The 17640-nt window shown below is 60.3% G+C and carries 18 protein-coding genes; 9 read left to right on the top strand and 9 right to left on the bottom strand.

The features are described 5' to 3' along the window. The first annotated feature begins 13 nt into the window (after nucleotides 1-13). The 8 genes from pheT to selO all read left to right on the top strand — a co-directional run bounded on the left by pheT (nucleotide 14) and on the right by selO (nucleotide 8168). Nucleotides 14-2401 (top strand): phenylalanine--tRNA ligase subunit beta, encoded by a 2388-nt coding sequence (gene pheT / locus OSH03_RS03040; protein WP_266178245.1) that lies wholly within the window; start codon nucleotides 14-16, stop codon nucleotides 2399-2401. A 4-nt stretch (nucleotides 2402-2405) separates the two neighbouring features. Next, nucleotides 2406-2705 carry an integration host factor subunit alpha gene (gene ihfA, locus OSH03_RS03035; protein ID WP_003857805.1) on the top strand — a complete coding sequence of 100 codons (300 nt, stop codon included), beginning with the start codon at nucleotides 2406-2408 and terminating at the stop codon, nucleotides 2703-2705. A 102-nt stretch (nucleotides 2706-2807) separates the two neighbouring features. Further along, nucleotides 2808-3788, top strand: coding sequence for a vitamin B12 ABC transporter permease BtuC (btuC, locus tag OSH03_RS03030; protein WP_266178244.1), 981 nt, complete (start codon nucleotides 2808-2810; stop codon nucleotides 3786-3788). A gap of 22 nt (nucleotides 3789-3810) precedes the next feature. Next, nucleotides 3811-4362 (top strand): glutathione peroxidase, encoded by a 552-nt coding sequence (locus OSH03_RS03025; RefSeq protein WP_266178243.1) that lies wholly within the window; start codon nucleotides 3811-3813, stop codon nucleotides 4360-4362. Further along, nucleotides 4362-5117 (top strand): vitamin B12 ABC transporter ATP-binding protein BtuD, encoded by a 756-nt coding sequence (gene btuD / locus OSH03_RS03020; protein WP_266178242.1) that lies wholly within the window; start codon nucleotides 4362-4364, stop codon nucleotides 5115-5117. The genes OSH03_RS03025 and btuD overlap by 1 nt, the downstream gene beginning before the upstream one ends. Before the next feature lie 74 nt (nucleotides 5118-5191). After that, complete coding sequence (locus OSH03_RS03015) at nucleotides 5192-5656, top strand: NlpC/P60 family protein (RefSeq protein ID WP_061098488.1); 465 nt, start codon at nucleotides 5192-5194, stop codon at nucleotides 5654-5656. Nucleotides 5657-5947: 291 nt separating this feature from the next. Further along, on the top strand, nucleotides 5948-6664 hold the full coding sequence (locus tag OSH03_RS03010) for an EAL domain-containing protein (RefSeq protein WP_028012821.1): 717 nt from the start codon (nucleotides 5948-5950) through the stop codon (nucleotides 6662-6664). 61 nt (nucleotides 6665-6725) lie between these two features. Beyond that, on the top strand, nucleotides 6726-8168 hold the full coding sequence (gene selO / locus OSH03_RS03005) for a protein adenylyltransferase SelO (RefSeq protein WP_266178241.1): 1443 nt from the start codon (nucleotides 6726-6728) through the stop codon (nucleotides 8166-8168). Nucleotides 8169-8211: 43 nt separating this feature from the next. On the opposite strand, the gene OSH03_RS03000 is transcribed toward selO, so the two are convergent. From OSH03_RS03000 to OSH03_RS02980, 5 genes are read right to left on the bottom strand one after another with little or no spacing between them, the layout of a single operon-like run. After that, nucleotides 8212-8982, bottom strand: a complete 771-nt coding sequence (locus OSH03_RS03000) for a 3-hydroxybutyrate dehydrogenase (RefSeq protein ID WP_266178240.1) — start codon at nucleotides 8980-8982, stop codon at nucleotides 8212-8214. A gap of 10 nt (nucleotides 8983-8992) precedes the next feature. Beyond that, entirely contained in the window at nucleotides 8993-10384 is a 1392-nt protein-coding gene (locus tag OSH03_RS02995; protein ID WP_266178239.1) for a GntP family permease, read from the bottom strand. A gap of 44 nt (nucleotides 10385-10428) precedes the next feature. Beyond that, nucleotides 10429-11610 (bottom strand): acetyl-CoA C-acetyltransferase, encoded by a 1182-nt coding sequence (locus OSH03_RS02990; protein ID WP_266178238.1) that lies wholly within the window; start codon nucleotides 11608-11610, stop codon nucleotides 10429-10431. Nucleotides 11611-11619: 9 nt separating this feature from the next. After that, nucleotides 11620-12276: a CoA transferase subunit B gene (locus OSH03_RS02985; protein WP_266178237.1), complete on the bottom strand. Its 657-nt coding sequence runs from the start codon at nucleotides 12274-12276 to the stop codon at nucleotides 11620-11622. A 2-nt stretch (nucleotides 12277-12278) separates the two neighbouring features. Next, nucleotides 12279-12986, bottom strand: coding sequence for a CoA transferase subunit A (locus tag OSH03_RS02980; RefSeq protein WP_151413230.1), 708 nt, complete (start codon nucleotides 12984-12986; stop codon nucleotides 12279-12281). 140 nt (nucleotides 12987-13126) lie between these two features. Here OSH03_RS02980 and OSH03_RS02975 point away from each other — a divergent pair, with 140 nt between their 5' ends. Next, entirely contained in the window at nucleotides 13127-14050 is a 924-nt protein-coding gene (locus OSH03_RS02975; protein ID WP_266178236.1) for a LysR family transcriptional regulator, read from the top strand. Here OSH03_RS02975 and OSH03_RS02970 read toward each other — a convergent pair. Genes OSH03_RS02970 through chuS form a run of 4 tightly spaced genes read right to left on the bottom strand, consistent with a single transcriptional unit; the run spans nucleotide 14017 to nucleotide 17627 of the window. Further along, nucleotides 14017-14796, bottom strand: a complete 780-nt coding sequence (locus tag OSH03_RS02970) for a heme ABC transporter ATP-binding protein (RefSeq protein WP_266178235.1) — start codon at nucleotides 14794-14796, stop codon at nucleotides 14017-14019. The two genes, OSH03_RS02975 and OSH03_RS02970, sit on opposite strands and share 34 nt — an antisense overlap. Then, nucleotides 14789-15781: a FecCD family ABC transporter permease gene (locus tag OSH03_RS02965; protein WP_266178234.1), complete on the bottom strand. Its 993-nt coding sequence runs from the start codon at nucleotides 15779-15781 to the stop codon at nucleotides 14789-14791. Before OSH03_RS02965 ends, OSH03_RS02970 begins: the two co-directional genes overlap by 8 nt. After that, nucleotides 15781-16602, bottom strand: coding sequence for a heme/hemin ABC transporter substrate-binding protein (locus OSH03_RS02960; protein ID WP_266178233.1), 822 nt, complete (start codon nucleotides 16600-16602; stop codon nucleotides 15781-15783). The genes OSH03_RS02965 and OSH03_RS02960 overlap by 1 nt, the downstream gene beginning before the upstream one ends. Continuing rightward, on the bottom strand, nucleotides 16599-17627 hold the full coding sequence (gene chuS / locus OSH03_RS02955; RefSeq protein WP_266178232.1) for a hematinate-forming heme oxygenase ChuS: 1029 nt from the start codon (nucleotides 17625-17627) through the stop codon (nucleotides 16599-16601). The genes OSH03_RS02960 and chuS overlap by 4 nt, the downstream gene beginning before the upstream one ends. Nucleotides 17628-17640: the final 13 nt, after the last annotated feature.

Raw genomic sequence — 17640 nt, 5'->3', positions numbered from 1 at the left:
GCAGGACAGAACAATGAAATTCAGTGAACTGTGGTTACGCGAGTGGGTGAACACCACGCTGCACAGCGAAGCGCTTTCCAACCAGATCACCATGGCGGGCCTGGAAGTTGACGGCGTTGAGCCGGTTTCAGGTGCCTTCAACGGCGTCGTGGTGGGTGAAGTGGTGGAGTGCGGCCAGCACCCTAATGCTGACAAACTGCGCGTGACAAAAGTGAACGTTGGCGGTGACCGCCTGCTGGACATCGTCTGCGGCGCGCCAAACTGCCGTCAGGGCCTGAAGGTGGCCGTGGCGACCGTCGGTGCCGTGCTGCCGGGAGATTTCAAAATTAAAGCGGCCAAGCTGCGCGGCGAGCCGTCTGAAGGCATGCTGTGCTCCTTCTCCGAGCTGGGTATTTCCGACGATCACAGCGGCATCATTGAGCTGCCGCTGGATGCGCCGATCGGCACCGATATCCGTGAATACCTGAAGCTCGATGACAACACCATCGAAATCAGCGTTACGCCAAACCGTGCCGACTGCTTAGGCATTATCGGCGTGGCGCGCGACGTGGCCGTGCTGAACCAGACCGAACTCAACGCGCCGGAAATTGCGCCGGTTGAAGCGACCATCAGTGACGTGCTGCCGATTCAGGTTGACGCTGCGGACGCCTGCCCGCGCTACCTCGGTCGCGTGGTAAAAGGCATCAACGTTAAAGCGCCAACCCCGCTGTGGATGAAAGAGAAGCTGCGCCGCTGCGGTATCCGCTCAATCGACGCCGTGGTTGATGTGACCAACTACGTTCTGCTGGAGCTGGGCCAGCCGATGCACGCGTTCGATAAAGATCGTATCGACGGCGGCATCGTTGTGCGCATGGCGAAAGAGGGGGAAACCCTGGTGCTGCTGGACGGCACTGAAGCCAAACTGAACGCCGACACCCTGGTGATTGCTGACCACAGCAAAGCGCTGGCGATGGGCGGTATCTTTGGCGGCGAACACTCTGGCGTCAACGACGAAACGCAAAACGTCCTGCTGGAATGTGCGTTCTTCAGCCCGCTCTCCATCACCGGCCGCGCGCGCCGTCACGGCCTGCACACCGACGCGTCTCACCGCTACGAGCGCGGCGTTGACCCGGCGCTGCAGTACAAAGCGATGGAGCGTGCAACCCGCCTGCTGATCGACATCTGCGGCGGCGAAGCGGGCCCGGTTATCGACGTCACCAACGAAGCGACCCTGCCGAAGCGCGCCACCATCACCCTGCGCCGCAGCAAGCTGGATCGCCTGATTGGCCACCACGTTCCGGATGCGCAGGTGACCGACATCCTGACGCGCCTGGGCTGCGAAGTGACCGAAGGCCAGGACGAGTGGAAAGCCGTTGCGCCATCCTGGCGTTTCGACATGGAGATCGAAGAAGATCTGGTGGAAGAAGTGGCCCGCGTCTACGGCTACAACAACATCCCTGACGAGCCAGTGCAGGCGGGTCTGGTTATGGGCACCCACCGTGAAGCCGACCTGTCCCTGAAGCGTGTGAAAACCATGCTGAACGACAAAGGCTACCAGGAAGTGATCACTTACAGCTTCGTTGATCCTAAGCTGCAGCAGCTGATCCACCCGGGTCAGGAAGCGCTGATCCTGCCAAGCCCAATCTCCAGCGAAATGTCCGCGATGCGTCTCTCCCTGTGGACGGGCCTGCTGGGGACTATCGTTTACAACCAGAACCGCCAGCAAAACCGCGTGCGCATTTTCGAAAGCGGTTTGCGCTTTGTGCCGGATAATCAGGCAAATTTAGGCATCCGTCAGGATCTCATGCTGGCTGGCGCCATCAGCGGTAACCGCTACGAAGAGCACTGGGACCTGGCAAAAGGCACGGTTGATTTCTACGAAATGAAGGGCGATCTGGAAGCGATTCTGGATCTGACCGGTAAATTATCTGAAATTGAATTCCGCGCGGAAGCGATTCCTGCGCTTCATCCGGGCCAGAGCGCGGCGATTTATTTAGACGGCAAACGCGTTGGTTTCATTGGGGTTGTTCACCCTGAGCTGGAGCGTAAGCTGGACCTGAACGGCCGTACCATCGTGTTCGAGCTGGAGTGGAGCCCGGTTGCAGACCGCGTCATTCCTCAGGCGCAGGACGTCTCCCGCTTCCCGGCGAACCGCCGTGATATCGCGGTTGTGGTCGCTGAAAACGTGCCTGCAGCAGATATTTTGGCCGAATGTAAGAAAGTTGGCGTAAATCAGGTAGTTGGCGTAAACTTATTTGACGTGTACCGCGGCAAGGGCGTAGCAGAAGGTTTCAAGAGCCTCGCTATCAGCCTTATCCTTCAGGATACCAGCCGTACACTCGAAGAAGAGGAGATTGCCGCTACCGTCGCCAAATGTGTAGAGGCATTAAAAGAGCGATTCCAGGCATCATTGAGGGATTGAACCTATGGCGCTTACAAAAGCTGAAATGTCAGAATATCTGTTTGATAAGCTTGGGCTTAGCAAACGGGATGCCAAAGAGCTGGTAGAGCTGTTTTTCGAAGAGATCCGTCGTGCTCTGGAAAATGGTGAGCAGGTAAAACTCTCCGGTTTTGGCAATTTTGATTTGCGAGACAAAAACCAACGTCCGGGCCGTAACCCGAAGACGGGGGAAGATATTCCCATTACAGCCCGCCGCGTGGTGACCTTCAGACCCGGCCAGAAGTTAAAGAGCCGCGTCGAAAACGCAACGCCTAAAGCAGAGTAATATGAACTAACCAAAAAGGCCGCACACGCGGCCTTTTTTCTTTGCGCTCTCCGGCAAACCCGCCGTAAAATCAATTACATCACTCGCTAACAAACCGTACACATGCTTGATTATGCTCATCGCCAGCACCGTTCCGACCGGCGTCGCCTGCTTCTGCTGGTGCTGCTGCTTATTCTCGCCGCGGGTATCAGCCTCTGCGCGGGCGACAGCTGGATCGGGCCTGAACGCTGGCTGGGGCCTGACGGGCAACTCTTCGTCTGGCAAATTCGCCTGCCGCGCACCGTTGCGGTGATCCTGGTCGGCGCCGCGCTGGCGCTGTCTGGCACCATTATGCAGGCGCTGTTCGAAAACCCGCTGGCGGAGCCCGGCCTGCTCGGGGTGTCGAACGGTGCAGGCGTCGGGCTGATTGCGGCGGTGATGCTGGGCGGGGGAGAACTCTCCGGCTGGAGTATTAGCCTGAGCGCCATTCTCGGCGCACTGCTGATCACCGTCATTCTTCTTCGCTTCGCCAGACGGCACCTGTCGACCAGCCGGCTGCTGCTTGCCGGCGTCGCGCTGGGGATCATCTGTAGCGCGCTGATGACCTGGGCGGTCTACTTCTCGACCTCCTTTGACCTGCGCCAGCTCATGTACTGGATGATGGGCGGCTTTGGCGGCGTTGACTGGCAGCAGGGCTGGCTAATGGCGCTGCTGGTGCCAGTCATCGCGTGGGCTGCGCTGCAGGCCCAGCCGCTGAACCGGCTCGCGCTGGGGGAAATCTCTGCCCGCCAGCTCGGCATGCCGATTGGTTTCTGGCGTAACGTATTGGTTATTACCATTGGCTGGCTGGTGGGCGTCAGCGTGGCCCTGGCGGGGGCGATTGGCTTTATCGGGCTGGTCATTCCGCACATGCTGCGTCTGTGCGGCTTCACGGATCATCGGACCTTGCTTCCGGCCTCGGCGGTTGCCGGGGCAGCCACGCTGCTGGTGGCCGACATCATCGCCCGTCTTGCCCTGACGGCCGCAGAATTGCCTGTTGGCGTGGTGACCGCTACGCTGGGCGCGCCAGTCTTTATCTGGCTACTATTAAAAGCTGGACGTTAAATCGATAACCTGAGGAAATGCTATGCAGTCAGATATCCTGAATACCGAAGTGACCACCATTGATGGGGATAACACCACGCTGGAAGGCTACAAAGGCAAGGTGTTGCTCATCGTCAACGTGGCATCGAAATGCGGCCTGACGCCGCAGTACGAGCAGCTGGAGAATATTCATAAGGCTTGGGAGAAAGACGGTTTTACCGTGCTGGGCTTCCCATGCAACCAGTTCCTGGGCCAGGAGCCGGGCAGCGAAGAAGAGATCAAAACCTTCTGCAGCACCACCTATGGCGTGACGTTCCCGATGTTCAGCAAAATCGACGTCAACGGTGAAGACCGCCATCCGCTGTATGCGAAGCTGATTGCTGCCGCGCCGAAGGCCGTTGCGCCGGAAGAGAGCGGTTTTTACGAGCGTATGGCCAGCAAAGGCCGCGCGCCGCTCTATCCGGACGACATTCTGTGGAACTTCGAAAAATTCCTGATTGGTCGTGACGGCCAGGTCGTTCAGCGTTTTTCGCCGGATATGACGCCTGAGGATCCGATCGTCATGGAATCTATTAAGCTGGCGCTGGCGAAATAATGTCGCTGCTGATGCAGCTCACGGACGTCGCCGAGAAGGGGCGTCTGGAGCCGATAACCTGCGACATCAATTCGGGGGAAATCCTGCATCTCGTCGGGCCAAACGGCGCGGGTAAAAGCACGCTGCTGGCGCGGATGGCGGGGCTGACCACCGGGCCAGGGCAGATTACGCTGCTGGAACAGGCTTTGGTCGACTGGTCACCCGCCTCGCTGGCACATCGGCGCAGCTACCTGGTGCAGCAGCAGGTACCGCCTTTTGCGATGCCGGTCTGGCATTATCTGATGCTGCATCTGCACGACAAACAGCATACGGCACTGCTGGAGGAGGTGGCTGCGGCGTTAGGGCTGGAAGATAAACTCTCCCGGCATGCCAGCCAGCTTTCCGGGGGGGAATGGCAGCGGGTGCGTCTGGCGGCGGTCATTCTGCAGATCCATCCCGTGGCCAATCCTCACGGGAGGATGCTGCTGCTGGATGAACCGATGAGCGGTCTGGATGTTGCCCAGCAGGCGGCGCTGGATAGCCTGCTAAGCGCGCTGAGCAGGCAAGGTATTGCCATAGTGATGAGCAGCCACGATCTTAACCATACGTTACGTCACGCCCATCGCGTGTGGCTCCTGTCGCGCGGCAGGATGGTCGCCAGCGGTACGCGGGATCGGGTCCTTACGCCGCCCAATCTCGCCCGCGCCTACAACATGTCGTTCCGCAGGCTGGATATAGAGGGGCATAAGATGCTGATTTCTACCGGGCTGGAGTAACCGTTTCTTGCCTGTTGACACAATTGCACGCTAAATTACCGAAAGAACAATAAAAGCAGAGGATTCGTCTGAAAATGCGATTCTGGTTTCTCCTCGTGGCGGCACTCTTTCTTGCTGGATGCAGCAGCCATCGTGCACCGCCGCCTAATCCGCGGCTATCAGATTCTATCACCGTCATTGCCAGCCTTAACGATCAGCTGAGCAACTGGCGCGGCACGCCTTATCGCTACGGCGGCATGAGCCGCGGCGGGGTGGACTGCTCAGGCTTTGTGCTGATGACGTTTCGTGACAAGTTTGATTTACAGCTTCCGCGAGACACGCGCAAACAGGCGGAAATAGGCACTGAAATTGATAAAGACGATCTCCTGCCCGGTGACCTGGTCTTTTTCAAAACCGGCTCGGGAGAAAGCGGCCTCCATGTTGGGATATATGATACAGACAACCAGTTTATTCACGCCTCTACCAGCCGCGGCGTGATGCGCTCTTCTCTTGATAACGTGTACTGGCGTAAAAATTTCTGGCAGGCGCGACGTATTTAGACTGCCCGTACACGATTCTTATGTCGGCATGGTAACTATTAAGCCATGCCGTTTTTCTCAAATAAGCTGATTAAAGTTAAATTTACCTAAATTAGCAACATCCTTATGTGTCTGTTTTATCTAAAACTGGCTATTATTCAGTAACCAGGATAAGATTATTTTAGATTCAGGGATAAATCTGAAAATTAATACGGAACTAATGAAATTAAACTTATTAAAATCAAGACAGTGGAATTGTGTCAGCAATTGCTCCAGGATGTCCTCTCTCATCTTTAATGCGGGGCGAGTGCAATGATTATTACGCTAGATAATGCTTACCAGTCTGAACTGATGCTTCTGCCTGCCCGTAATAGCGCAGGCGAGCTAAAAGGTTTAGAAATACTGGTTAACTTTACTGGCGTCGGCACCGATGTGAGGATCCCCACCGAGCTCGTTATCCCTCGGCTTTCAGCGGCAGAGGAGTTAGCGCTGTTTAACGAAAAACTGCAATTGCTTGATACCTGTAAACTGTTTTTTATTCAGCATCAGTTAATTGCATGGATCAATATTACACCAGCAATTGTTGAGTTTTTATTAAGTAATGGGAATGCTGTTTCAATTCTTGAGCGTTATCCGTTTCTTGAGTTTACTGTTAATGAGAACTATCCAGGTTTAAATAACGGAAAGGACGATCTGCAACTGGCAAGAATGGCAATCCATTTTCCGCTGGTGCTGGCAAACTTTGGTGCCGGTGCGGCATCGCTCAAGGCCGTCTATGATGGATTATTTAAACGGGTTATTCTTGATAAAGGATTCATCCAGCAGCGCGCTTCTGAGCTTTCTTTCGAGCCTTTTATGCGGGCGATCCTCTGGCAAATAACCCCGCACTGCCAGTCGGTGATTGTTTCCGGCATTGACGACCACGGCCTGCTGCAGCGCGTCCTGTCCTTCAATTTTGGTGCCATGCAGGGCGCGCTCTGGCCAGCCGTCTCGGCGGAGCACGTCACGACGCTCGTTCAGCAGCGATAACCCTGCCTTTCGCCCGTGTTTAAGTCCGGGTAAACCCTCTACACTAAAAGCAGGAGGACTTATGACCCTGTCTTTTACTGCTCACTGGCATGACGAGTTGCCTGGCTTTTACACCGCACTCAAACCAACACCGTTACATAATTCACGTCTTATCTGGCATAACGATCGGCTGGCCGATGAGCTGGCCATTCCGCCCGATCTGTTTCAGCGTTCAGAGAGCGCTGGCGTCTGGGGAGGCGAGACGCTTCTCCCCGGCATGCAGCCTCTGGCTCAGGTCTATAGCGGGCACCAGTTTGGCGTCTGGGCGGGGCAGCTGGGTGACGGCAGGGGGATCCTGCTCGGCGAACAACGGCTTCCCAACGGGGAGACGGTTGACTGGCATCTGAAAGGCGCAGGCCTTACCCCTTACTCACGCATGGGCGACGGGCGCGCGGTATTGCGGTCAACAATACGCGAAAGTCTGGCATCCGAAGCGATGCATGCGCTGGGTATTCCCACCACCCGCGCGCTGTCGATCGTCACCAGCGACACGCCGGTGGCGCGCGAAACGGTGGAAAAGGGGGCAATGCTGGTGCGCATTGCGCAAAGCCATCTGCGCTTTGGTCATTTTGAGCACTTTTACTATCGCCGCGAGCCGGACAAGGTTCGCCAACTCGCGGACTTCGCCATTCGCCACCACTGGGCGCATCTGCAGGATGAGGCGGATAAATACGTTCTCTGGTTCCGGGACGTGGTTGCCCGTACCGCCACGATGATTGCGCGCTGGCAAACGGTAGGCTTTGCTCACGGGGTCATGAACACGGACAACATGTCGATTCTCGGCCTGACCTTTGATTACGGTCCGTTTGGTTTCCTTGACGATTATCAGCCGGGGTATATCTGCAACCATTCCGACTATCAGGGGCGTTACAGCTTTGACAACCAGCCCGCGGTTGGGCTGTGGAATCTCCAGCGGCTTGCACAGACCTTATCGCCGTTTATTGACGTTGATGCCCTGAACGATGCGCTCGACAGCTATCAGGAGCTTTTGCTGCGGGAGTACGGCACGCTGATGCGTAACAAGCTGGGGCTGATGACCCAGGAGAAGGGCGACAATGACATTCTCAACGGCCTGTTTGCCCTGATGGCGCGTGAGGGAAGCGATTACACCCGCACCTTCCGCATGCTGGGCCAGACGGAGCAGCATAGCGCCGCCTCGCCGCTGCGCGACGAGTTTATTGACCGTCAGGCGTTTGACGACTGGTTTGCACAGTACCGCACGCGGCTGCAGCAGGAGCAGGTAGACGACGCTACCCGTCAGGCGCAGATGAACGCAGCGAATCCCGCGATGGTATTACGCAACTGGCTGGCGCAGCGGGCGATTGAGCAGGCAGAGCAGGGTGAGTACGACGAGTTACACCGGCTGCATCTGGCGTTGCGCACGCCGTTTGCCGACCGGGATGATGACTACGTCAGCCGCCCGCCCGACTGGGGCAAGCGGCTGGAAGTCAGCTGCTCAAGCTAGAGATGTTGGCCGGGCGGCGGCGTTGCCTTACCCGGCCTGTTCATCACTGAGCAACCCAGCCGCCATCCATATTCCACGCGGCGCCGCGAACGTTCACGGCGCCGTCGCTGCACAAAAACAGCGCCAGCTCGCCCAGCTGTTCCGGGGTAACAAACTCCCCTGAAGGCTGTTTCTCCGCCAGTAGCTGTTCGCGGGCCTGCTCCGGCGGTACGCCATCCGCGATACGCTTGTCGATTTGCTGCTGCACCAGCGGGGTCAGTACCCAGCCGGGGCAAATAGTATTGGCGGTAATCCCCGTGCGGGCGGTTTCCAGCGCCAGGGATTTGGTAAAGCCCACCACGCCGTGCTTGGCCGCAACGTAGGCCGATTTCTCTTTCGACGCGACCAGCCCGTGAACGGAGGCGATATTGATGACGCGCCCCCAGTTTTTCTCCCGCATGGCCGGCAGCGCCAGCCGGCTGGTGTGAAACACCGCGGAAAGGTTAATGGCGATAATGTCGTTCCATTTCTCCACCGGAAAGGCGTCAACCGGGGCCACGTGCTGGATCCCTGCGTTGTTCACAAGAATATCCACGCCGCCAAACTGCGATTGGGCGAAGCGCATCATGGCCTCAATCTGCAATACGTCCCGCAGATCCGCATCGTGATAGCCCGGCTTTTTGCCCAGTTGCGCAATCTCTTCCCGTGCCGATGCGCTGTCGCCGAAGCCGTTGAGGATCAGCTGCGCGCCCGCCTTCGCCAGCACGCGGGCGATCCCCAGGCCAATGCCACTGGTCGAGCCGGTTACCAGGGCGGTTTTACCGTTCAGATTCATATTTCTCTCCTTACACAATGCCGGTCAGATAGAACACGGCAATGACAAAAAGCACTGCCAGACTTTTAATGATGGTGATAGCGAAAATGCCGCCGTAGGCCTGGCGATGGCTCAGGCCGGTGATAGCCAGCAGGGTAATCACCGCGCCGTTATGGGGAAGGGTATCCATCCCGCCGCTCGCCATCGAGGCCACGCGGTGCAGCACCTCAAGCGGAATATTGGCCGCATGGGCGGCAGCAACAAAGGTATCGGCCATCGCCGCAAGGGCGATGCTCATTCCGCCGGAAGCCGAACCGGTGATCCCCGCGAGGACGGTCACGCTGATGGCCTCGTTCAGCAGCGGATTCGGAATGGCCGCCAGCGCTTTGGATAACACCAGGAACCCAGGCAGCGCCGCGATAACCGCGCCGAAACCGTATTCCGAGGCGGTATTCATCGCCGCCAGAATGGCTCCGCTCACCGCCGTCCGGCTGCCTTCGGCCAGACGCCCCCGGATATTGCGAAAGCCAAAAATCATCACCAGCACGATACCGGCGATCAGCGCCGCCTCCACGGCCCAGATGGCGGTGATCTTGCCCACCTCGGTCACAATCGGTTTCGCCAGGCCGGGCAGGGTTAATTCGTGACTCACGCCGTACCAGCCGGGGATCCAGCGGGTAAACAGCAGGTTCAGTATGCCTACCACCAGCAGCGGGGAGATAGCAATCAGCGGATGCGGGAGATTAATATTATCCGGCGTCTCGGGTTCATTTTTCAGATCCGTGCCGTAACCTTCATTGTTATTGAGCGCCTTCCGACGCTGGCGCTCCAGCCAGAGCAGGCCAAAGACGATAATAAACAGAGAGCCGATAAGCCCCAGCCACGGGGCCGCCCAGGCGTTCGTGCCGAAGAAGCTGGTGGGGATGATATTCTGGATCTGCGGCGTGCCGGGCAGGGCGTCCATGGTAAACGAGAATGCCCCCAGCGCCACGGTGGCCGGGATCAGCCGCTTAGGGATGCCGCTCTGGCGAAACAGCTCGGCGGCAAACGGGTACACCGCAAACGCCACCACGAACAGCGAAACGCCGCCGTAGGTTAACAGCGCACACACCAGGACAATCACCGGGATGGCGTGCCGACGCCCGAGGATCTGGATCGCGGCGGCGACGATGGAGCGTGAAAAACCGGAAAGCTCAATCAGCTTGCCAAACACCGCACCCAGCAGGAACACCGGGAAGTAGAGCTTGACGAAGCCCACCATCTTTTCCATAAACAGGCCGGTAAACGTCGGGCCGACGGCACCCGGATCGGTCAGCAGCACGGCACCGAGCGCTGCGATCGGCGCAAACAAAATAACGCTGTATCCGCGGTAGGCCGCCAGCATCAGCAGTGCCAGCGCCGCCAGGGCTATTAACACACTCATTACGACTCCTCACTTTAATTATTATTCGGGTACCAACGAGAGGTTTAACGCGCGACGGTCAGGGCAATGCCTTGTCCGCCGCCTACGCACAGGGTGACGAGCCCTTTTTTTACGTCACGGCGCTGCATTTCGTACAGCAGGGTCACGAGGATGCGGCAGCCGGAAGCCCCAATCGGATGGCCCAGGGCGATGGCGCCGCCGTTAACGTTGACCTTGCGCTCGTCCCAGCCGAGCTGCTGGCCCACCGCCAGCGCCTGGGCGGCAAAGGCTTCATTGGCTTCAATGAGGTCCACCTCGTCGAGCGTCCAGCCCGCTCGCGCCAGCGCCGTCCGGCAGGCGCTGACCGGGCCCATGCCCATCACCGACGGGTCAACGCCCGTCACGGCGTAACTCACGATGCGGCCAAGAACAGGCAATCCGCTCTCCCGCGCCTTTTCCTCACTCATCAGCAGCACCGCGGCGGCACCGTCGTTAAGCGCGGAGGCATTCCCCGCCGTGACGGTACCTTCCTCGTGCAAAAAGGCGGGGCGCAGCTGCGCAAGCTGCTCTGCGGCGGTGCCCGGTCGGGGCTGTTCGTCACGGCTGATAACCAGCGGCGGCTTTTTACCCTGTTTCACCGTCACCGGCGCTATCTCGGCGTCAAAGCGACCCGCTTCGATGGCGGAGGCCGCTTTTTGCTGCGAGCGGGCGGCGAAGGCGTCCTGCTGCTCGCGGGTAATGCCATACTCACGGGCGACGTTTTCAGCGGTGATCCCCATGTGGTAATCGTTGAATGCGTCCCACAGGCCGTCGGTAATCATGCTGTCCTTGAGGCCCGCATGCCCGAAACGCAGCCCGGCACGCGCGCCGTCAAGCAGATACGGGGCGTTGCTCATGCTCTCCTGACCGCCGGCGATAACCACCTCCGCGTCGCCGCAGCGGATCGCCTGGGCGGCGAGCTGCACCGCTTTTAAGCCCGCGCCACACACCAGGTTGACGGTGGTCGCCGGCGTGCTGACGGGCAATCCGGCGCCGATGGCCGTCTGGCGGGCGGGGTTTTGCCCGCATCCGGCCGTCAGCACCTGTCCGAAAATCAGTTCGTCTACCTGCTCTGCGCTGAGACCGCTGTTCTCCAGCAGGCGCCGTACCGTGACGGCCCCAAGCTCAACCGCAGAAAGGGGCGAGAGCGATCCGCGAAAACTGCCGATGGGGGTTCGCGTTGCCCCGACAATCATGACCTTGTTCATGCTGACCCCTCAGTTGAAGCGCATCTCGCGCACGTCGTCCGCCACAATGATTTTCCCTGCCGTTTTACGCACGATCTCGTCAGTACTGACGCCCGGGGCGTATTCCCGCAGGATGAACGCGCCGTCCTGGATTTCCAGCAGCGCGAGATCGGTCAGGACCCGACGGATACAGCCCGCGCCCGTGAGCGGCAGCGTGCAGCGCGGCAGCAGCTTCGACTCACCGCTCTTTGAGGCGTGGGTCATCACCACGATGATGTTCTGCGCCCCGGCAACGAGATCCATCGCGCCGCCCATGCCCTTCACCATCTTTCCGGGAATCATCCACGAGGCGATGTTGCCCTCCACGTCCACTTCAAACGCGCCCAGCACGGTCAGGTCCACATGGCCGCCGCGGATCATGGCAAACGACTGGGCCGAGTCGAAAATGGCTGCGCCGATCCGCGCGGTCACGGTCTGTTTACCGGCGTTGATCATGTCGGCGTCGAGGCTCTGCTCGTCAGGAAAAGCCCCCATCCCCAGCAGGCCGTTTTCCGACTGAAGCATCACGTCCATCCCGTCCGGGATGTAGTTCGCCACCAGGGTAGGGATGCCGATCCCCAGGTTGACGTAATAACCGTCGCGCAACTCGCGGGCGACGCGCATGGCCATCTGTTCACGGGTTAACATCGTCACACTCCTTGCGCGCGCAGGGTGCGCTGCTCAATGCGTTTTTCAAACTGGCCGACAATCAGCCTGTCGACGTAAATTCCCGGAGTGTGAATGGCCGACGGCGGCAGTTCACCCGGCGGAACAATCTCTTCCACCTCCACCACCGTGATCCGGCCCGCCGTTGCCATCAGCGGATTAAAGTTTTGCGCGGTATGGCGATAGATGACGTTGCCGTACCAGTCCGCTTTCCAGCCCTTGATCAGCGCGAAATCGCCGACGATCGCCTCCTCGAGGATGCAGTGCTTGCCCGCAAACTGGCGCACGTCCTTGCCGGCCGCCACGGGCGTGCCGTAGCCGGTGGCCGTGTAAAACGCCGGAATACCGGCCCCGCCCGCGCGCACCTTTTCCGCCAGCGTGCCCTGCGGGGTGAGCTCAATCTCCAGCTCGCCGCTCAGCACCTGCTGCTCAAACAGCGCGTTCTCGCCGACGTAAGAGGCCACCACTTTGCGAACCTGCCGCGTTTCGAGCAGTATCCCCAGACCGAAACCGTCCACGCCGCAGTTGTTTGACACCACGGTCAAATCTCTCACCTGACGGCGTCGGACCTCCGCAATCAGGTTCTCCGGAATGCCGCACAGGCCGAAGCCGCCCGCCAGCAAGGTCATTCCGTCCGTCAGCCCATCCAGCGCCTGCGCATAGCTGCCAACGCGCTTATCCAGTCCTGCCATAGTCATCCCTCCCGTTAACCGTGCCGGTATCATTAGGGGCGGCGACTCATTTGTTAATTTTGAATTTGTGACCCACTCATTTGGTTTTCTTATTAATTTCCTGTTAACTAATTCTTTTCAATTAGTTAACAGGATGGAAAATGAGAATGAGTGTCAAACAGTTACGCGCGTTTTTAGCGGTAGCTCACACTCTCAATTTCGCGCACGCCAGCGAACGCTTAAATCTCTCCCAGCCGGCCCTGAGCCTGACGATTAAAAGTCTGGAAGACGCGCTCGGCGGCCCGCTGCTGCAGCGGAGCACGCGCAAGGTTGCCCTCACGCAGGAGGGTGAGACGTTTCTGCCGATGGCGCGGCAGCTGCTTGCCGACTGGGATAATGTGGAAGAGGCGATGCACCAGTGCTTTACCCTGCAGCGCGGCAAAATCTCCGTCGCGGCGATGCCGTCATTTGCCGCCAACGTCTTGCCTGAGGTGCTCAAGGCGTTTCGCGATCGCCACGCCGGGATCAACGTCACCGTGCATGACGTCATCAATGAGCAGGTGATTGAGATGGTGCGGGAAGGGCGGGTTGAGATGGGGATCGCCTTTGAGCCGGCCCCCACGTACAACCTGCTGTTTACGCCGCTGGGGCTCGACAGGTTTGTCGCCATTGTGCCGAAGGACTCCGCGCTGGCGGGCAAAAAGCGGCTGGCCTGGGAAGAGCTGCTGACGCTGGACTTCATTACCCTGCAGCGCCCTTCGGCGGTACGTCTGATGATGGAGGAGGAGCTGGCGCGAAGCGGCAGAAAGCTGGACGTGGCGCTGGAGAGTCATCAGCTGGTGACGGTAGGACGCATGGTCGCCAGCGGGCTGGGCGGCAGCGCCGTACCGGCGCTCTGCGAAGCGCAGATGACGGCACTGGGCGCGGTCTGTATTCCGCTGGATAACCCGCCCATAGAAAAGTGCATCGGGGCGATCCATCCGGGGCACACGCAGCTCTCTAAAGCGGCGCATGCCCTGCTGGAAACGCTGAAGGATTTTTACCAGCCCGCTCAGGGGGCGAGAAATACCTGCGGTACGGGGTGATCCGGATGGCTGCCGACGCGCACCTGCGCGCCGTACCAGCGCGCCAGCGTCCCGGCCTGCAGCACGTCCTCCGGCGCGCCACTGGAGACCAGCCTGCCGCTGTGCAACAGCAGAATGCGATCCGCCCACAGCGCCGCCAGATTGAGATCGTGCAGCACCACGCAGACGTGGAGATGACCCCGACGGGTCAGGGATTTCATCAGGCGCAGCAGATGCTGCTGGTGGTAGAGATCCAGCGCGGAGGTGGGCTCATCAAGAAACAGCCAGCCGCGCGGTGCTCCGTCGCACCAGAGCTGGGCCAGAGCGCGGGCGAGCTGGATCCGCTGCTGCTCGCCGCCGGAGAGCGTCGAATAGCGTCTGCCCGCCAGCGGTAGACAGCCCGTTATCGCCATCACTTCCTCAACCACCGACGCTTCAGGGGAGCGAGCCCAGGGGGCGCGTCCCATACCGACCACCGCTTCTACCGGCCAGTCGAATCCGGGCTGTGTATTCTGGCGCATCACCGCCCGGTAGCGGGCGAGGGTATCCGGCGGCCAGTCCGCAAGCGGCGTGCCGGCCAGAGTGCAGCGTCCGCTTGCGGGCTTGAGATAGCCGGTAAGCAGCCGCAATAACGTCGATTTCCCGGCACCGTTTGGGCCAATCAGTGCGACCAGCTCACCCTGAGAGAGGGTAAGCGACACATCGTCGATCAGCGTCCGCTGCCCGGCGTGAAAGAAAATGTTTTCTGCACAATAGCGTTCAGCCATGCGTACCTCCGCGACGAAAGATAAGCCACAGGAACCACGGCGCGCCGAGAAGGCTGGTCAACAACCCGACGGGCATCTCCGCCGGAGAGACCAGGGTGCGCGCCAGCGTGTCGGCAACCAGCAGCAGCAGCGCGCCGGCCAGCACCGAGCCGGGAACGACGGCCCGGTGGTCGGCCCCCAGCCACATGCGCATCAGGTGCGGCACCACAAGGCCAATAAAGCCGATCACCCCGCTGACGGACACCGCCGCGGCAACCAGCAGGGCGCTGCACAGCAGAAGGATCCGCTGTACCATCGCGACATCCACCCCGAGATAGTGCGCCTCTTCATCGCCCAGCTGCAGCAGGTTGAGCGGGCCGGCCAGCCGCCAGATAACCAGCACCGCGGGCACCATCAGCGACGTTACCGCCAGCAGGGTGGACCACTGCGCCTGCCCGAGGCTGCCCATTCCCCAGAGGGAAAGCTGGCGAAGCTGGGCATCGTTGCTGAGCCATGAGAGCATCCCGACGGCCGCGCCGCACAGGGCGTTGATGGCGATCCCCACCAGCAGCAGGCGGGACAGGGAGCCGTGACGCTGCTGGCTGAGCAGGAAGATAATGACGGTTGCGGCCAGCGCGCCGAGGAACGCCGCGAGCATCGGGGCATACAGCATCAGCAGGGCAGGTAAAGCGGCGGGAATGACCACCCACAGCGCCACCGCCAGCGCCGCGCCGCTGCTGATCCCCAGCAACCCCGGGTCCGCCAGCGGGTTGCGGAACAGCCCCTGCATCACACAGCCGGCCAGCGCCAGCGCTCCGCCAATCACCAGCGCCAGCAGTACGCGGGGCAGGCGAATGGTAAGCCAGATCTGACGCATGGCCTCATCGCTGCCGCTCCACAGCAGGCTGACCGGCAGATGCAGTGCCCCAAACCCGGTCGCGGTGAGCGTCATGATGCTCAGGATCGCGGCCAGCATCCACAGCGACAAGGCGATCCGCCGGGACATCAGGGCAGTTGCTCCGCTTTGGCGCGCAGCTTCTGGATGGCATCCGGCGTTCGCACGCTGAAGCCCAGCAGCGCCATATCATCAATCGCCAGCACCTGCCTGTTCCGTCCCGCCGGGGTTTGCGCCAGACCGGGCAGTTTCCAGAGGTTTTCCTCGCCGCCCAGCGCGTTCACGCCGTCCTGCGAAATCACCACCAGATCGGGCTGGCTGGCAATGACCCCTTCCTGAGACAGCGGCTGGTAGCGGGTGAATCCCTGCATCGCGTTCTGCAGCCCGGCGGCACGGATGGCGGCGTCTGCGCCGGTCTGCTGCCCGGCGGCCATCGCGGTCATTCCCCCGTGATAGAGGATAAACAGCACCCGCTTGTTGAGGGGCGCGGTGGGCAGAGCCGCCAGCGCCTGACGCAGCGTGTGGCGCAGGGCTTCTCCCTCGGCTTCACGGTGCGTGGCGTCTGCAATCACGCGAACCTTTTCGTCAATGACTCTCAGGTCGTTGCGGCCGGGAACGGTTACCACCCTGACGTGACTTTGTTCGACCTGCTTCAGCGCCAGAGACGGCTGCGCCTGGTCGCTGGCCAGCACCAGCGTGGGGCGCATGGACAAAATGCCTTCGGCGTTAAGCTGGCGTAAATACCCCACGTCAGGCAGATCGTTTGCCGCCTGCGGCCACTGGCTGGTGCTGTCGCGCGCGACCAGCGAAGACTGCGCGCCAAGCGCATAGACAATCTCGGTCACGTCGCCGCCAAGGGCGACAATTTTCTCCTGCGCGGCGGCAAACGCCACCAGAGGCAGGGCGCTCAGCAGGGCTAACCACGTTTTCATGCGGCCAGCCCTTTTGGCGTCAGGGCGTCAATCTGGCTGCGCCACTGGCTCTGCTCCGGCTCGCCTTCGGTACGCTGGCCGTAAAGCTGGGCGATTTGCGTGCCGTCGGCGGCAAACAGCTCCAGGCTGGTGACGTGACCGTCAGCGGTAGGCTTGCGCGTCACCCAGCTCTCCGCGATCGTCTCCTCCAGCAGATGCAGGGTAAAGGCAGGGTTAAAGATGTTCAGCCAGCCTTTCATCGGCACGACTTTCTCCACCGCGCCGGTGAAGATCTGCACGCAGCCGCGGTTGCCGACGAAGACCATGATTTCGTTGCCGTCCTGGCGTGCCGCTTCCAGCAGCTGTGCCAGCGCGCTGTTCTCCACCATACAGGCAAGGTCGTCGCCCACCAGGCGAAACGCCTGCTGGCGGCTGAGATTGTGGCGTTTGAGCAGGCTGAAGAACTGATGCACGTCGGTCATGGCGCGCCACTCCTTGTCCACCAGAGCGGCATCCGCGTTTTCGGCGTGAGCCGGGGCATCCCCGGCGCTCAGCTCAAGCGGCGGGTTATCGGCAAAGATAAAGCGGGTCAGCACGTCGCCCCAGGCGGCGAGGTCGGTGTTGTCCGTGGTGTAGATCTTCAGCACCGCATCGCCCTGGCGATCGAAGAACTGAATGCTCTGGCGCTCGCCGCGGGCGGTGGCTTCGCTGAGGTGAAACGCGCTCGCCCACTGGTTGAGGAACAGGCGCAGATCCAGCGCGCGCGGGTTCAGCACCAGCCCGGCGTGGCCGTTCAGGTGCTGGTTGGTGAAGCTGCCCACCTGCTCGTGAACGGCATACTCGTTGCGGCAGATGCACTTGGTTTCACCCACGGCTTCCAGCGCGCCCAGGATATCGCGGATTTCGCCGCGCAGTCGCCAGGCGTCATGGCCCACGCGCGCAAAGGTCAGCTCCGCTTCGCTGATGTTCATTAACCCGGCGATGTCTCGCGCGTACTTACCCGGATGTTCTTCTTTTAGCTCAAGCCAGCGTGTGTAGTGATGCATTGTCTTATCCTTC

The sequence above is a fragment of the Enterobacter nematophilus genome, from assembly GCF_026344075.1.
GTDB lineage: Bacteria > Pseudomonadota > Gammaproteobacteria > Enterobacterales > Enterobacteriaceae > Enterobacter > Enterobacter nematophilus.
This window is presented reverse-complemented; position numbering and strand designations above follow the sequence as displayed.

Bases quoted from the DNA above. Each gene is read 5' to 3' on its own strand.
- OSH03_RS03025 (WP_266178243.1), top strand. From the start codon at position 3,811: ATGCAGTCAGATATCCTGAATACCGAAGTGACCACCATTGATGGGGAT.
- ihfA (WP_003857805.1), top strand. From the start codon at position 2,406: ATGGCGCTTACAAAAGCTGAAATGTCAGAATATCTGTTTGATAAGCTT.
- OSH03_RS02960 (WP_266178233.1), bottom strand. From the start codon at position 16,602: ATGAAAACGTGGTTAGCCCTGCTGAGCGCCCTGCCTCTGGTGGCGTTT.
- btuC (WP_266178244.1), top strand. From the start codon at position 2,808: ATGCTTGATTATGCTCATCGCCAGCACCGTTCCGACCGGCGTCGCCTG.
- OSH03_RS03000 (WP_266178240.1), bottom strand. From the start codon at position 8,982: ATGAATCTGAACGGTAAAACCGCCCTGGTAACCGGCTCGACCAGTGGC.
- OSH03_RS02995 (WP_266178239.1), bottom strand. From the start codon at position 10,384: ATGAGTGTGTTAATAGCCCTGGCGGCGCTGGCACTGCTGATGCTGGCG.
- pheT (WP_266178245.1), top strand. From the start codon at position 14: ATGAAATTCAGTGAACTGTGGTTACGCGAGTGGGTGAACACCACGCTG.
- OSH03_RS02985 (WP_266178237.1), bottom strand. From the start codon at position 12,276: ATGTTAACCCGTGAACAGATGGCCATGCGCGTCGCCCGCGAGTTGCGC.
- OSH03_RS02970 (WP_266178235.1), bottom strand. From the start codon at position 14,796: ATGGCTGAACGCTATTGTGCAGAAAACATTTTCTTTCACGCCGGGCAG.
- btuD (WP_266178242.1), top strand. From the start codon at position 4,362: ATGTCGCTGCTGATGCAGCTCACGGACGTCGCCGAGAAGGGGCGTCTG.
- OSH03_RS03010 (WP_028012821.1), top strand. From the start codon at position 5,948: ATGATTATTACGCTAGATAATGCTTACCAGTCTGAACTGATGCTTCTG.
- OSH03_RS02975 (WP_266178236.1), top strand. From the start codon at position 13,127: ATGAGAATGAGTGTCAAACAGTTACGCGCGTTTTTAGCGGTAGCTCAC.
- OSH03_RS02980 (WP_151413230.1), bottom strand. From the start codon at position 12,986: ATGGCAGGACTGGATAAGCGCGTTGGCAGCTATGCGCAGGCGCTGGAT.
- chuS (WP_266178232.1), bottom strand. From the start codon at position 17,627: ATGCATCACTACACACGCTGGCTTGAGCTAAAAGAAGAACATCCGGGT.
- OSH03_RS02965 (WP_266178234.1), bottom strand. From the start codon at position 15,781: ATGTCCCGGCGGATCGCCTTGTCGCTGTGGATGCTGGCCGCGATCCTG.
- OSH03_RS03015 (WP_061098488.1), top strand. From the start codon at position 5,192: ATGCGATTCTGGTTTCTCCTCGTGGCGGCACTCTTTCTTGCTGGATGC.
- selO (WP_266178241.1), top strand. From the start codon at position 6,726: ATGACCCTGTCTTTTACTGCTCACTGGCATGACGAGTTGCCTGGCTTT.
- OSH03_RS02990 (WP_266178238.1), bottom strand. From the start codon at position 11,610: ATGAACAAGGTCATGATTGTCGGGGCAACGCGAACCCCCATCGGCAGT.